Origin of the sequence: Chryseobacterium sp. YR221 (genome assembly GCF_900176315.1) — a bacterium.
Classification (GTDB): Bacteria; Bacteroidota; Bacteroidia; order Flavobacteriales; family Weeksellaceae; genus Chryseobacterium; species Chryseobacterium rhizosphaerae.
This window is the reverse complement of the sequence record NZ_FWXM01000003.1, coordinates 41209-55138: the sequence shown is the minus strand read 5'-3', so window position 1 is coordinate 55138 and position 13930 is coordinate 41209. Positions and strand designations below refer to the sequence as shown.

General features: G+C 37.0%; 16 protein-coding genes. 12 read left to right on the top strand and 4 right to left on the bottom strand.

The annotated features are described in order from the left end of the window. Window positions 1-5: 5 nt before the first annotated feature. From B8967_RS09520 to B8967_RS09510, 3 genes are all read left to right on the top strand, one after another. Window positions 6-2174, top strand: coding sequence for a TonB-dependent siderophore receptor (locus B8967_RS09520; RefSeq protein ID WP_084085934.1), 2169 nt, complete (start codon window positions 6-8; stop codon window positions 2172-2174). A 188-nt stretch (window positions 2175-2362) separates the two neighbouring features. Next, a complete protein-coding gene (locus B8967_RS09515; protein WP_084085933.1) occupies window positions 2363-3637 on the top strand; it encodes a PepSY-associated TM helix domain-containing protein in 1275 nt (424 codons plus the stop codon). After that, window positions 3621-4679: an alpha/beta hydrolase gene (locus B8967_RS09510; RefSeq protein WP_084085932.1), complete on the top strand. Its 1059-nt coding sequence runs from the start codon at window positions 3621-3623 to the stop codon at window positions 4677-4679. The genes B8967_RS09515 and B8967_RS09510 overlap by 17 nt, the downstream gene beginning before the upstream one ends. Window positions 4680-4892: 213 nt before the next feature. On the opposite strand, the gene B8967_RS09505 is transcribed toward B8967_RS09510, so the two are convergent. Next, a complete protein-coding gene (locus B8967_RS09505) occupies window positions 4893-5915 on the bottom strand; it encodes a hypothetical protein (protein ID WP_084085931.1) in 1023 nt (340 codons plus the stop codon). A gap of 295 nt (window positions 5916-6210) precedes the next feature. After that, window positions 6211-7065, bottom strand: a complete 855-nt coding sequence (locus B8967_RS09500) for a hypothetical protein (protein ID WP_084085930.1) — start codon at window positions 7063-7065, stop codon at window positions 6211-6213. A gap of 70 nt (window positions 7066-7135) precedes the next feature. Here B8967_RS09500 and B8967_RS09495 point away from each other — a divergent pair, with 70 nt between their 5' ends. The 9 genes from B8967_RS09495 (at window position 7136) to B8967_RS09455 (ending at window position 12870) form a co-directional block, all read left to right on the top strand. Further along, window positions 7136-7654 carry a Crp/Fnr family transcriptional regulator gene (locus tag B8967_RS09495; RefSeq protein ID WP_084085929.1) on the top strand — a complete coding sequence of 173 codons (519 nt, stop codon included), beginning with the start codon at window positions 7136-7138 and terminating at the stop codon, window positions 7652-7654. Between the two features lie 55 nt (window positions 7655-7709). Next, on the top strand, window positions 7710-8258 hold the full coding sequence (locus B8967_RS09490; protein ID WP_084085928.1) for a DinB family protein: 549 nt from the start codon (window positions 7710-7712) through the stop codon (window positions 8256-8258). A 43-nt stretch (window positions 8259-8301) separates the two neighbouring features. After that, window positions 8302-8814 (top strand): methylated-DNA--[protein]-cysteine S-methyltransferase, encoded by a 513-nt coding sequence (locus tag B8967_RS09485; RefSeq protein ID WP_084085927.1) that lies wholly within the window; start codon window positions 8302-8304, stop codon window positions 8812-8814. Between the two features lie 160 nt (window positions 8815-8974). Continuing rightward, a complete protein-coding gene (locus B8967_RS09480) occupies window positions 8975-9739 on the top strand; it encodes an isocitrate lyase/PEP mutase family protein (RefSeq protein WP_084085926.1) in 765 nt (254 codons plus the stop codon). A gap of 2 nt (window positions 9740-9741) precedes the next feature. After that, on the top strand, window positions 9742-10785 hold the full coding sequence (locus B8967_RS22725) for a bifunctional transcriptional activator/DNA repair enzyme AdaA (protein WP_084085925.1): 1044 nt from the start codon (window positions 9742-9744) through the stop codon (window positions 10783-10785). Window positions 10786-10814: 29 nt separating this feature from the next. Further along, window positions 10815-11417, top strand: coding sequence for a DUF2911 domain-containing protein (locus B8967_RS09470; protein WP_047485699.1), 603 nt, complete (start codon window positions 10815-10817; stop codon window positions 11415-11417). A gap of 3 nt (window positions 11418-11420) precedes the next feature. Further along, complete coding sequence (locus tag B8967_RS09465; protein ID WP_047485146.1) at window positions 11421-11948, top strand: GNAT family N-acetyltransferase; 528 nt, start codon at window positions 11421-11423, stop codon at window positions 11946-11948. After that, complete coding sequence (locus B8967_RS09460) at window positions 11945-12316, top strand: cupin domain-containing protein (RefSeq protein ID WP_047485144.1); 372 nt, start codon at window positions 11945-11947, stop codon at window positions 12314-12316. The genes B8967_RS09465 and B8967_RS09460 overlap by 4 nt, the downstream gene beginning before the upstream one ends. A gap of 161 nt (window positions 12317-12477) precedes the next feature. Next, window positions 12478-12870 carry a PEGA domain-containing protein gene (locus B8967_RS09455; RefSeq protein WP_084085924.1) on the top strand — a complete coding sequence of 131 codons (393 nt, stop codon included), beginning with the start codon at window positions 12478-12480 and terminating at the stop codon, window positions 12868-12870. Window positions 12871-12942: 72 nt separating this feature from the next. On the opposite strand, the gene B8967_RS09450 is transcribed toward B8967_RS09455, so the two are convergent. Together B8967_RS09450 and B8967_RS22770 are read right to left on the bottom strand one after the other, a co-directional pair. Beyond that, complete coding sequence (locus B8967_RS09450) at window positions 12943-13686, bottom strand: dienelactone hydrolase family protein (RefSeq protein ID WP_084085923.1); 744 nt, start codon at window positions 13684-13686, stop codon at window positions 12943-12945. A gap of 51 nt (window positions 13687-13737) precedes the next feature. Then, on the bottom strand, window positions 13738-13812 hold the full coding sequence (locus tag B8967_RS22770) for a hypothetical protein (RefSeq protein ID WP_410493786.1): 75 nt from the start codon (window positions 13810-13812) through the stop codon (window positions 13738-13740). Between the last annotated feature and the right edge of the window lie 118 nt (window positions 13813-13930).

The following is a 13930-nucleotide window of genomic DNA, read 5'->3' as shown; positions in this document are numbered from 1 at the left end:
ATACAATGAAAAGGACAATTATTTCTGCGGCTTTATTAGCCGTATCTATACTGAGTGCTCAGGAAAAAGATACGGTTAAAATAGCTGAAATTCAGGCAGTATCCCTACAAGGGACTCACAATTACAGAACCAAGAAATCAGAATCAATAGCAAGACTTCCATTGGAAAACCTTGAAAATCCCACTGTTTATAACCTTGTTCCCAAAGAAATTATCAGTGAAATGAGTGCTGTGGACTTCAATACGGCAATGGCTTCAGCTCCGGGAGTGGTCGTGAATAACAGTGTAAACGACAGTGGAAATGATATTTTCCTGAGAGGTTTCAGTTCTTCTGCAAATTTTAGAAACGGTTTAATCCAAAATCCGAGGGTACAGTCTGAAATTGCTAACGTAGAAAGAATAGAAGTAATCAAAGGACCTTCAGGAACTTTGTTTGGAGGAACATTAGCCAATTATGGAGGGGTAGTCAATGTAGTGACTAAAAAGCCACAGGAAAATTTTGGAGGAATCATCAACTATACCACCGGAAGCTGGGGGATGAACAGAATCACGGCAGATATCAATACTCCGTTGAATAAAGAAAAAACAGCTTTGGCAAGATTTAATGTGGCTGCCTATTCTCAGGATTCTTTCCAGGATGCAGGCTACAATAAAGGCTTGTTTTTCTCTGGAAGCATTCTATACAAAGTCAGTGATAAAACTACCGTAACATTGGATACTGAATTCCATTCGCCGGAAAAAACACTGAATGCCTATGTGAGACAGTCTGAAAAGCTGACCCTTCACTCTATGAAAGACCTTGCAGCCATTCATGGCAGATCATTTACAAGCAATGACATAGGATCAAAAAGAACCAATTTCGTTACCATGGCTGAAGTCACCCATAAATTTAATGATCAATGGACTTCCAGAACGTCTTACCAGAGAGGAGAAGCTAACGAAAACGAATCTATATTCTTGGTATTGAACTATTTAAATGATAATTCTGTAAGCCGAAGTATCCGCCCTTTTGATAATTATAAAATAACCACAGATAACATCCAGCAGAACTTTATCGGAGACTTTAAAATAGGAAAACTGAGAAACCGTCTGGTGGTAGGATTTGATTATTTCCACCAGAACAGTAAAAATCAATATCCTGTTTATAAAGTGGGTAAGAATGACTCTTCCGTATTCGTTCCGTATCCTTTAAACGGAGTCATTGTAGACAAAGATCAGCCTCAGCCTACAGACGTCGTTTTACTGAATGGAACTTCTGACTGGACTTCAATTTCCCGGGATGTCGTGAAGGCACTTCCAAGAAATGGGACCAAATATGAAATATCACAATACAGTACGTACAGTGCATATGTTTCTGATGTTTTAAATATTACGGATAATTTCCTGGTAATGGCAAGTTTAAGAATGGACCATTATAAGAATGATGATATCAAAAGAAACGGGGTTCCCGGAAATGATGGGTACAATCAGACCCAGTTTTCTCCAAAATTTGGATTAGTCTATGAAATTAAAAAAGATGAAATTTCATTCTTTGCCAACTACGTAAATGGATTTAAAAACATAGCTCCTTCAGCTAACCAGGATGGAATTCTTACGAAATGGGATCCTGAGCAGGGGAATCAGTTTGAGGCAGGTTTTAAACTGGATCTATTCGGTAAGAAATTACTTTCAACCATTACCTATTACAATATGAAGGTTAAAAACAGAGTAATTGCTGATCCGGGCGGTTTGGGAAGCAGACAGGACGGAAATATTAAAAATCAGGGGTTTGAAATGGACGTGGTCATAAATCCGGTGAAAGGATGGAATATCGTAGGAGGATACGGGTATAACGATAACCGTTATGATGACAGAGGTAAAGATGCCGGAAAAAGAATTGCATGGACACCTAAACATGTAGCCAATTTATGGACCAGTTATAAAATTATGGATGGTGCTTATGAAGGCTTAGGTTTCGGAGCCGGGTTCAATTTTGTAGATAAAACTTATATCAATATTACCAATCACTTTCTTGCCCCTTCATACACCTCTGTAGGTGCTACTATTTTCTATGATAAGAAGAAATACAGAATTGGTCTGAAAATGAATAATGCCCTGAATGAGACCTATTGGAACTTTTATGGCCAGCCACAGAAGCCAAGAGAAGTTCTTGCCAACTTCGCATTTAAATTTTAATTAAAAATAAAAATTATTTAAAAGATATAGTTTGTTGGAAAACGCAACGGCGGTTTTCTATAGGAAGTGGAATTATCTATTCTTTCTGGAAATCTTGATTTTCAAGCGCCTTAAAAGCTGTATGCATGGTAATCCCTGCGTCTTTTCGTTTTCCAACAATTATATTATAGATAACAGGATAATTAGATATGGATAATAAAAAAACTAACCCCAAGAAAAAACAGGGAAAATCCCTGACCAAACGGATTACAGGTTGGCTGCATCTCTGGCTGGGACTTGTTTCCGGAATCATTGTACTGACTGTGACACTTTCAGGAACAGTATTCGTCTTCTGTGACGAAATTATAGATCTGTGTGGTGGAAGTGCCAAATATGTTCAGGTTCCTGCCGATGCAAAGAAAAGGTCTCCTGAAGAACTCCTTGCTCAATTTCATCAGCAGGTTCCGGATCGTAAAGCATTTTATTTTGACACCTATAAAGAAGCAGACCGAAGCTTTAGAGTCGCTTCTGCTACCAAACCTCCTAAAGATAAGAATACAGAAAAAGCAGTAAAACCAAAAGGAAAAGGCCGTGGTCCGCGGGGAGTATTTGCCTATCATTACCTTGACCCTTATACCGGAAAAGTGCTGGGCTCTACAAAGAGCTATGAGTTTTTCTATGTTGTTGCCCATATTCATGCCCAGCTATTGGCAGGAAAGTTTGGGAAAACGGTGGTAGGAGTTGCTTCCATTATATTTTTCATCCAGCTTATCGGCGGGCTTATCCTTTGGTGGCCAAAAAAATGGAATAAAACCACCAGGACAACGGCATTCAAAATAAAATCGGGAACGAAGTGGCGTAGGAAAAACTATGACTTCCACAATGTATTCGGTTTTTATTCATTGCTCCCGGCAGTATTTATTACAATCACAGGGCTTATTATGGCTTATAAAGTCCTTACAGATCTTACACAAACTGCTTTTGGTGGCGTAGCAGATGCCCATAAAATTGCCGAAAAATTTGATCCTAAGTTTGATCCTGAAAAAAAAGCATTGCCTTTTACGGCGTTTATAGACAGAAATTTTAAAGAAATTCCTGAAGCAAAACAGATCAGGATGAGTGTTCCAAGAAATGACTCAGCGACTGTTTATAATGTAGTGGCAGCCCAATTTATCGGCTTAAAAAGTATTACAAACGGTAAAAGCAGGGAAATCAATAAATATACAGGAAATGAAATCATCTATCCGAAAGAAGTTCTGATGCATGAAGTGATTGAACATATGAATTTTGATCTGCATGTCGGCTATTGGGGCGGAATGTTTGGAAAGATCTTCACTTTCGTTATCGGGATCATCTGTACAAGCCTTCCGGTAACCGGATTCCTGATCTGGTGGGGAAGGAAAAATAAATCAACGAAAAAGACAAAGGAAATCAAAACTATTCATCAACACAGAAAAGACGAACATCATGAACAACTGGTTTAAATTTTTATGCCTTTCCCTATTTTTAATGCTTACTTCAAAAGCCAATGCTCAGGAAAAAGTAATAGTGGGAGAGAAGCAGGTTTTATTTTCAAAAATTTTAAATGAAAACAGAGAAGTTTGGATTCATCTTCCTAAAACCTATAACGACACTACGATTAATCCGGCAAAATATCCTGTAATCTATCTTTTGGATGGTGAAATCAATTTTGAGTATTATGTCGGGATGACTGATTTTCTTGCCCGGACACCTTATGCTGATATTCCGGAATGTATTGTGGTAGGAATTAAAAATACAGAACGGACAAGAGACCTTACCCCCACAAAGGCTCAAAAGAAAAGTCCGGTAAACCCTAATCTTACCCTTTTTGCCGACAGTGGAGGAAGTGAGAATTTCATAAAATTCATGCAGGAAGAACTGAAACCGTTTATCAATAAAAAATACAGAACTCAGGAGTATTCTTTGCTGGTAGGACATTCTTTTGGAGGGCTGTTTGCCATTAATACTTTTCTTACCCACCCTGATTATTTCAATGCCTATGTTGCCAATGACCCCAGCTTATGGTGGGATAATAAGGTGTTGATTTCCAAAACTAAAGATTATATTGAAAAGCATAAAAAGTTTCCTGCGAAAAAGTCTCTGTTTGTTTCCCAGGCAGATAATGAGGAACAGCAGAAAAACTGGAATTCTGATATGACGCAGGCCATAGAAGAGTTTAAAGGAATAGTGGAAAGCAATGGTTCACTGAACTATAAACACCGTTTCTTTGAAGGAGAAGTGCATGGTACTGTTTCTTATCCTGCAAATTATGAAGCCCTGAAGTTTATATTTAAAGGCTTCAGAACAGATATTAAACAACTTGCCAAAAATCCGGAATTGTTGGAGGGAGAATATAAAAAGCTTTCTGAGAAAACAGGAGCAGACTTCGTACCATCAGAATCTTATCTGAATGTAGTGCTTAAATTTATGAAAAGTAACGAGTTCAAAGAATCTGAAACTTACTTTATACATATGAAGAACAGACTTTATCCTAAAGTAAAATAATGCTTACCGGATCATGAATTGAGTTTAAATAATTGTAAAAACAAAACCATAAGCACTCGTGTTTATGGTTTTGTCATTATTATTAGATAATTATAATAAGTTTTGGCTAAAGCCGATGGATGATTAATAAAATATAAAACGGGCTAAAGCCCGTTCCAATTGATAAATATGCTATAATGACAGAATTTTTCATAAATGCTGCTGAGTAAATTATTAATGTCTGTTGTCACAGTTGATCGTGAAATCTTTCTGATTTTTATCTAAAAATGTAATGGAAGGGCAGCCAAAAGACTGTGCCATAAATCCAAAAATTACAGGAGGTTTTCCTTTGAACAGATAACCGGTCCATTGAGAAGTATTGCTTTCATCATTACTGATTCCATTAAGGGGATAAAATTCTGCCCCGTCACTACCCGCTGTAGTCATTGTTTTTGCAAATGTTTTTTCATTGCGGTCATTGACTACTACCAATTTGCGCTCCTGAACCATTTCATCCTGAAGATAGTCCTGCAGATAATAGGTGAGATCCTCGTATTTTGCCTGATAGGTATCTCCAGGGGTAAGCTTGGAAGACGTAAAGTATTTCTTTGAAATGTCCGCACTCGCTTTCTTCCATTGAACAGGCTTTATTTTATTTTCAATAAAAGGGTTTTTATTCCCGAAATAGGCAACAGCATTCTCATATTTATTTCTGATATCCGGTTCTTTATGAGCTTCAATCTGAAATCCTACCATGTATGAAGTACCATCTACTTCTTCACCTTCCATAGAATAGAAATCTAAATAAGCAACTGCTTTAAGCTTGTTTAATGGAAGTTTTTCCAGTTTGTTGAATTGATAATTGTAAAGGTAAAGTGAATCATTCTCTGTAAGATGAAGTCCGTTCAGTATTTTACTTCTGTGCTTTGAATCAAGCTCAATATACTGAAGCTGCTCAGGAGAAACATTTTTCTGATTGCTTAAAGCCTCTTTCTGTATAGGCTGGGGATCGGTATAAATATCTGATACAGAAATAAAAATATCTGACAGCGCATCTTTCTGTCCGGAGGAAATTACAGTGACACTGTAAATATTAAAGTTTTTATAATCTATTTTTTCTTCCGTTGCTTTGGGAGTTTTTACAGAATCATTAGTAGCAGTAATTGCTGTTTCGGAGGGCTTCTTTTCATCCTTCTTACAGCTGATAACCGCCAGTTGGGAAAATAAAAGAGCTGCGAAAATCCTAATCTTCTTCATAATTTTTTATTTGTAATGTTTTAGATCCTGTTTACATTTTATTCAGGAATTCTTATATATTTTGTTGACAAGACTCAATAGGTCAGTTTGAAATTATTTTTTGATTAAAAAGATGAACGCAAAGCTTATGAATAATTTCGCTTAATTTTAAGTGGGCAAAGTGATGCGGCTTCGTCGCTGATGAAGATGTATGCTTATCCATACGCTTCGACGAATCAACGAAGTTGATTCTATCCTTTGCTTCCTAAAAATATAGTTAATGAAGCTAAAGCTTTGCGTTAGAAAAACACATGTTTTAATTTATTTTATAATAAGGTTCTGAATAATACTTACTTGGCTTGATATAAGCTGTATTTCTGTCTGCGTCAAAGATCCATATAAATCTGCGCAGCATATCAGCACCAAAATAGCTGACATTTTGTGTTTTAAGATTTCCTGAGAAAAAAGCCACGGAAATATCTTTGAAAACAAAATTTCCTAATTTTAAGAAAGGAAGAATTCCCTGTTTGATAGCTAAATTTTGTGCATTGGAATTTTTAAGTGTTTTTTCTCCTATTATTTTTAATTTTTTTTCCAGTTCTTTCTCTTCAGTAAACTCATTACTATATAATACCCCGCCTGAGTATCCGGATTGAAGAGCAAAATAAGACTCCTGTTGTTTCTCACCATCAACCACATTATCGGCAGCCACGATGAATACACCCTGATCCAGCATAATTTTAAGAGGTTGATAACCTGTAAGATCAGGGTTTTTGTCATAGATTACAAATTGACTGTTGTCATAATCAATTTTAAAAGTCTTTCCTTCAAATAGACTGGTTCCTATTTTTCCGTCCGATTCATAGCCTGAAAGCTGGTTGTCAAAAAATCGGACATCTTTCAGGGTTACCGGGCCAATATCCACCGTATTATGATCACTTATTTCTTCTTTATTGAAAATAATATGGTCTGCTTTTCTCTGCCGTTCCGGAGAAATAGAGCCATCTTTCATGGCAATCTGAAACATCAGGTCCAGTGAGTCTTTTTTGTTGACTTGGGACTTTACAATGATATTATTGTATTTCGTAATTCTGAAAGGGATGGTCTGCTGTGCCTGAATGCCAAGATAGCCGGCAAAAAGGAATAATAGGAGATTTGTTTTTTTGAGCATTGTTAGTAGTGATTGGTGTTAAAACTTTAAATTTACCCATTATCTTTGGATCGGCAAATAATATTGTGAAATGGTTGAAAAATTACTTCAAAGCGGACTTCACTGGGAAAAGAAAGAATTCAGGAGGAATGAGTTCCTGAAAATTGCAGGAAGTACAGATACCCATATCTATTATATAGAAAATGGGAGTGTCCGGATCTTTATGACAGATGAAAATGAAGAAAGGATCATCCGTTTCGGATATACCGGTAATATTATTGTTTCCCTGGATTCTTTTCTTTCCGGAAAACCATCCGACTTTTATATTCAGGCCCTTAAAAAGACCAAGGTGAAACGAGCCTCAAAACAAGATTTTTATGAAGTTATTCAGTCGGATGAAGAGCATATGAAGATATGGATACAGGTCCTGGAAGAGCTGGTTTTGCAACAGCTGGAAAGAGAAAAGGATCTGCTGATTAGTTCTCCGCGGGAACGCTATGAAAGGGTGTTAAGAAGAAGCCCTAAACTGTTCCAGGAGATTCCCAATAAATACATTGCAAACTATCTCAGGATGTCGCCGGAAACATTATCCAGGCTTAAAAAATCTTGAGTTCAATCAAGATTTAAGAAGTAAAAGATCTGGATATTTGCATAAAAAATGGACTATGAAAATTTCGACCTCACAACTCTTGGATGAACTGAAAAATAAAACCCAGCAACATCTGCAGTATGCAGAAACACTCTTAGGGAAACCTGAAGGGGACTTAAATTTCAGAATATCAGCAGATAGCTGGAGTGTCCTGGAATGCCTGGAACATCTCAATCGTTATGGAGAATTTTATATTCCTGAAATCAGTCGTAAAATTGCTTCCTCTGCCACTTCTTCCAATTCTACTTTTCAACCGGGTATTCTTGGAAACTATTTTGCTAGGACGATGCTTCCTAAAGAAAAACTCAATAAGATGAGAACACTTAAGGCAATGAATCCTATTCATAGTCAACTGAATAAAAGCGTTATTGATGAGTTTATCAGGCAGCAAAAAGAGATGCTTGAGCTCTTGAAAAAAGCCGGGCATGTTGATCTGGAGAAAACAAAAACAGGAATCAGTATTTCAAAATGGATCAGTCTGAAATTAGGAGATACCCTGCGATTTGTTATTTATCACAACGAAAGACATATGATGCAGGTAACAGGCGTTTTGAAGAACATTTGAAACATTGATTGATGAATTCTAAAAAAGTAGTAATTTTAAACTAATGGAAATCATCTGTCAAAAAAACATACAAACTCCGCTTGGAGAAATGATCGCCTGTGCAGCAGATCAGGGAATCTGTTTACTTGAATTCACAGACCGGAAGAATATTGAAAAGCAGTTTAAATCTCTGTCTAAAGTGCTGAATGCTGAAATAGTAGAAAAGGAACATTCCCATTTCATACAGCTGGAGAAAGAACTTAAAGAATATTTTGAAGGAAAGAGACAACGCTTTGAAGTTCCATTATTCACCACAGGAACGGAATTTCAGGAAAAAGTATGGCAGCTCCTCTGTGAAATTCCAATGGGAGAAATAAGAACCTATAAACAGCAATCCGAATTTTTAGGAAATCCAAAGGCCATCCGTGCAGTAGGAACAGCCAATGGTATTAATAAAATTGCCATTTTAATTCCGTGTCACCGTGTGATTGGCTCCAATGGGGAACTGGTAGGCTATGCGGGAGGAATCTGGAGAAAACAGAAATTATTGGAACTGGAGAAAGCTATTTTGTTTTAAGAATAAAGAATAAAGAATAAAGAATAAAGAGGGGGTATTAGTATTGGCATTTCCTGCTTAACACTGTCAAACTCATATATTTTCCGTACTTCAAAAATACCTGTCCATTTTTCGGTTGCATACCGCCTGTCAATGTTGATACATTTGAAGAAAAATAATAATGATCAGTTTTAAAGATTTACATCAGGGTGAAGAACCTTTATTATTAGGCAATGTATGGAATGTACAAAGTGCCAGGATATACGAGAAATTGGGCTATAAAGCACTGGCGACCTCAAGCTCGGCTGTGGCTCTTAGCTTAGGGTACGAGGATGGGGAGGAGATGAGCTTCGAAGAATATTTTTATATTATTAAAAGAATCAAAGAATCCGTTTCTATTCCTTTATCTGTGGATCTTGAATCCGGATACGGAAATACAGCCGGGATTGTTACCTCTAACATACTAAGGCTTTTGGATATAGGAATTGCAGGAATTAATCTGGAAGATACGTATGTTGTGGATGGTATAAGACAGCTTTTGGATAGAGAGGCATTTGCTGAAAAACTGAAAGATATTTTCTCAACACTGAAAGAAAGAAGAGGTGATGTTTTTATCAATATAAGAACTGATTCCTTTTTATTGGGAATGGAAAATGCATTGGAAGAAACTTTAAAGAGAGTTAAGCTCTTCGAAGAGCTTAAGGCTGACGGAGTTTTTGTACCATGCATAAGTGATGAAAATGATATAAAAACAGTGGTAAGCGCTACCCAGCTTCCTTTAAATGTTATGGCAGTACCGGGACTTCCGGATTTTAGTGTCCTTAAAAAATTGGGAGTAAGAAGAATGACTTCCGGTGCTTTTTTAAACAGATACATTTACAAACAACTGGAAGTAATGAGTGAAGATATTACGAATAATAAAAGTTTTACCTCTCTTTTTGCTTAATCATGGAAATAAGTGACCAAATAATGTATGAAGCTTCTTTTAATAAAGACTCTTCATTTGAAGGAATCTTCTGGATGGCGGTAAAGACCACTGGAATTTTCTGTCGACCGACCTGTACGGCACGTAAACCCAAATTTGAAAATGTAGAATTTTTTTCCAATACAAAAGACCCTATATTAAAGGGATACCGTCCGTGTAAAGTATGTAAACCACTGGAAAATCCTGATGTAACCCCTGAGCATATAAAAAAACTATTACAGGAAATTGCTGAAGATCCCTCGTTGAAACTTAAAGATTATGATCTGGTAAAAAGAGGGCTGGAGCCTGCAACAGTTCGCCGGTGGTTTTTGAAACACCATGGAATTACTTTTCACACCTTTCAAAGAATGTCCAAGCTGAATGTTGCATTTAAAAAACTTCAACAGGGGGAATCAGTTACAGGAGTGGCGTTTGAAACAGGGTATGAGAGTCTTAGCGGTTTCAATGAAAGCTTTAAAAATATTTTCGGAGTATCTCCTAAAAATAACAGAATAGAAAAGATTATTGATCTTAAAAGAATTGAAACAATGCTGGGAACCATGATCGCCTGTGCTGATGAGAATGGAATCTGCCTCCTGGAGTTTTCTGATAGAAAAGCACTTCCCACAGAGCTGAAAAGTATTTCCAAAGATCTTAATGCCAATATTGTACAGGGAGAAAATCCTCATTTTATCACCCTGGAAAAAGAACTTTCGGAATATTTTGAAGGAAGAAGAACCGCATTTACAGTCCCTCTTTCTCCGGTCGGGACGTCTTTTCAGAAGCAGGTATGGGATATCCTTCAGGCCATTCCTTATGGAAGGACAAGGAGTTATCAGGACCAGGCCGATATTTTGGGAAACCCTAAGTCTGTAAGGGCTGTAGCCAATGCTAATGGCTTTAATAAAATATCTATTATCATACCCTGCCACCGTGTAATTGGAAGCAATGGTCAATTAACGGGCTATGGTGGCGGAATATGGAGAAAACAAAAATTATTGGAATTAGAGAAAGCTATTTTGTTTTGATTTTTGTAATTTTAAGCAAAAATTTACACGTGAAAAAGTTATTAGTTGCACTTTGCATTTCTGTTTCAGCATTCAGTTTTGCACAGGATTATTCCGTACCGGCAGCAAGTCCGCGTCAGAAGGTAGAACAGCAGTTTTCAATGTCTAAGATCTCTATCGACTACGGAAGACCAGGGGTGAAAGGACGTAAGATCTTCGGAGAATTGGTTCCTTACGGTCAGGTTTGGAGAGCAGGAGCTAACTCGTCTACAAAAATTACATTCGGACAGGCCGTTAATTTTGGCGGAAAAACAGTTCCGGCAGGAACTTACGGATTGTTCATCGTTCCTACAGAAAAAGAATGGAAAGTAATCTTAAATAAGGATTTCCAACAGTGGGGTGCCTATACTTACGATCCTAAACAGGATGTAGTAGATGTAACCGTACCTGTGAATAAATTAGCAGATAAACAGGAGTGGTTTGAAATTACCCTGAATCCTACAGATGAAAACTCAGGAAATTTGGTGATCAAATGGGATATGGCTCAGGCAGAAGTTCCATTGAAGCCATCTAAGCTGGATACCGTAATTAAGATTTCTGATAAACTGAAGGAAATCAAGAAAATAGAATCAGACTCTACTAAAAAAAGCTAAGCTATGAATTTTTCTGTTCAGCCTGTTTTAGAGAATGAAGAACTTCAATTAATCCCCTTACAGCAAGGGGATTTTGAATCTTTATATGAAGTGGCTTCCGATCCTAAAGTTTGGGAGCAGCACCCCAACAAAGACCGGTACCGAAGAGAAGTGTTTGAAAGCTTTTTTCTTGGGGCTATGGAAAGTAAGGGTGCTTTTAAAATCATTGAAAAAGCTACCGGAGATGTGTTGGGAAGCAGCCGCTACTACAACTTTGATGAAAATGACAGTCATATTTTTGTAGGATATACTTTCTATGGAACAAAATCTTGGGGAAAAGGAATCAATCCGCAGGTTAAAAAACTGATGCTGGATTATATTTTCCAATATGTAGATAAAGTTCATTTCCATATTGGAAAAGAAAATTTCCGTTCACAAAAGGCATTAGAAAAACTTGGCGGTAATAAAATAGCAGAAGAGGAAGTTGCCTACTTTGCTGAGCCTACAAGAACCAACTTTGTATACGAAATCAAAAAAGAAGATTGGGCATGAAAAAATATAAAATCCAGCAATCGCCATTTATAGTTCCTACTACAGATGGAAAGCTGATTGAAGAGCACTGGGGAAACTCAACTGGAAATTCTAATGTTTCCATTGCTCATATGGTGGCACCTCCGGATTGGAGCGAGCCTCATCAGACTCCGGAGTTTGATGAATTTACCTATATTATTTCAGGAAAGAAACAATTTGAAATTGATGGTGAAATTGTAGAACTGGAAAAAGGGCAAAGTATTCTTATTGAAAAAGGAGCAAGAATACGCTACAGCAATCCCTTTTCAGAACCTTGTGAATATCTGGCTATTTGCCTTCCTGCATTTTCTATGGAACTGGTCAATAGGGAAGTGGAAGGAGTAGATTAGAATATTATATACTTAAAATCCAACAAAGCAATCTCAATTTTGAGATTGCTTTGTTTATTTAAATGCCTGTTAATACTGGATTTTTCACAATATTCATGCTTGTTATTTCCAATTATTTTGTAAGTTCGCGGACTTAAAAAAATAATAACTATTTAAAATATATGAAAAACAATTTATCAATTGTATTATTAATGGGTATTGCCCTTTCTACCACTTCATGTGCAAGTATGTTTACCGGTACTAAAGATAAAATTACTTTCAATTCCAGTCCTGAAGGAGCTAAAGTATTCCATAAAGGTGTAGAAAAATGTATTACTCCGTGTACTGCTGAAATCTCAAGAGCATTGAGTAAGCAGACCGTAACATTTGAAAAAGAAGGTTTTAATACTAAGGAGGTAAAACTAACGAAAACTTTTAACCCGGTTACTTTGCTGAATATCCTTTTTGGAGGGGCTATAGGGGTTGGAATCGATGCGGCAACAGGTTCTTTAACCAAATATTCTCCTAAAAAATATGACGTTGAGCTGGAAGCTCAATCCACTGAGTTAAAATAAAAATACCAAAAAGGCAAATTCGCTTGTGAATTTGCCTTTTATATTGATCTTATAGAATCTCCAGCTTAGGGTTTATTTCAGAATCTCTTTCAAAAACATCAGCGTGTGATTCCAGGCTCTTTTGGCCATTACTTCGTTGTAATCCGGGGATTTAGGATCTGTAAAAGTATGTTTTGAATGGGCATAAGTGATGATTTGCCAATCTGCATTTCCTTCGTTCATTTCTTTGATCAGGTTATTATAATCATCGGGTGTTACACTTCTATCATCTGCCGGATTTTCTACCAGAATTTTAGCTGTTAGCTTTTCATTTTTTCTGGTCTGATCTCTTCCCAAACTTCCATGAATAGAAACAGCTCCTGCAACAGGTAAATTACCTCTGGCTGCTTCTAAAGCTCCTGTTCCTCCAAAACAATAGCCAATCACCGCTGTCTTGTCGGAAATAGCTCCGTTTTTCTTCAACTGATCCAGCGCCAATTCAATTCGTTTTTGATATTCCTTATAGTTCTGTTTGTAATATCCTGAGCTTTTAGCAGCAGCGTCGTTGTCAGCCGGAATCTTTCCTTCACCATAAATATCAGCGATGAAAGCAATGTATCCTTGTTTCTCAAGTTCTAAAGCTGCTGTTTTAGCTTCTTCATCAATACCTTTCCAGGCCGGAAGAATTAAAACTCCGGGAAGTTTTTTTCCTGCATTGGAGGTGATTAAACCATTCAGTTTTTGTGAACCGTCCTGATAGGAAACGGTTTTAAGCTTTTGACTGAAAAGTGTTCCTGAAGCCATAATCAATGTAGTTAATAAGATTGAACGTATCATATTTTTTATTTTGTTATTGACCAATATATTCTGGATTTTATTTCTTTATGTTTATTTCCATGTTGGGCAGCCATTCCAATTGGGAATTCCGGGAGCATTAGGGCATGCGTCATCTTTATCAGGGATTCCATCCTGGTCTGTATCCGGCCATATGCAGCCATTATTTTCTACAGTACCTTCTTCATTCGGGCATTTATCGAGATAAAATAAAACGCTGTCTTTATCTTCGTCTCAGAGGTATCTT

What these genes read in the sequence shown, in the direction of transcription:
- B8967_RS09490 (WP_084085928.1), top strand. Translation starts at nt 7,710, where the DNA reads ATGAAAATTTCGACCTCACAACTCTTGGATGAACTGAAAAATAAAACC.
- B8967_RS22725 (WP_084085925.1), top strand. Translation starts at nt 9,742, where the DNA reads ATGGAAATAAGTGACCAAATAATGTATGAAGCTTCTTTTAATAAAGAC.
- B8967_RS09500 (WP_084085930.1), bottom strand. Translation starts at nt 7,065, where the DNA reads ATGCTCAAAAAAACAAATCTCCTATTATTCCTTTTTGCCGGCTATCTT.
- B8967_RS09495 (WP_084085929.1), top strand. Translation starts at nt 7,136, where the DNA reads ATGGTTGAAAAATTACTTCAAAGCGGACTTCACTGGGAAAAGAAAGAA.
- B8967_RS09515 (WP_084085933.1), top strand. Translation starts at nt 2,363, where the DNA reads ATGGATAATAAAAAAACTAACCCCAAGAAAAAACAGGGAAAATCCCTG.
- B8967_RS09510 (WP_084085932.1), top strand. Translation starts at nt 3,621, where the DNA reads ATGAACAACTGGTTTAAATTTTTATGCCTTTCCCTATTTTTAATGCTT.
- B8967_RS09450 (WP_084085923.1), bottom strand. Translation starts at nt 13,686, where the DNA reads ATGATACGTTCAATCTTATTAACTACATTGATTATGGCTTCAGGAACA.
- B8967_RS09455 (WP_084085924.1), top strand. Translation starts at nt 12,478, where the DNA reads ATGAAAAACAATTTATCAATTGTATTATTAATGGGTATTGCCCTTTCT.
- B8967_RS09520 (WP_084085934.1), top strand. Translation starts at nt 6, where the DNA reads ATGAAAAGGACAATTATTTCTGCGGCTTTATTAGCCGTATCTATACTG.
- B8967_RS09465 (WP_047485146.1), top strand. Translation starts at nt 11,421, where the DNA reads ATGAATTTTTCTGTTCAGCCTGTTTTAGAGAATGAAGAACTTCAATTA.
- B8967_RS09505 (WP_084085931.1), bottom strand. Translation starts at nt 5,915, where the DNA reads ATGAAGAAGATTAGGATTTTCGCAGCTCTTTTATTTTCCCAACTGGCG.
- B8967_RS09460 (WP_047485144.1), top strand. Translation starts at nt 11,945, where the DNA reads ATGAAAAAATATAAAATCCAGCAATCGCCATTTATAGTTCCTACTACA.
- B8967_RS09485 (WP_084085927.1), top strand. Translation starts at nt 8,302, where the DNA reads ATGGAAATCATCTGTCAAAAAAACATACAAACTCCGCTTGGAGAAATG.
- B8967_RS09480 (WP_084085926.1), top strand. Translation starts at nt 8,975, where the DNA reads ATGATCAGTTTTAAAGATTTACATCAGGGTGAAGAACCTTTATTATTA.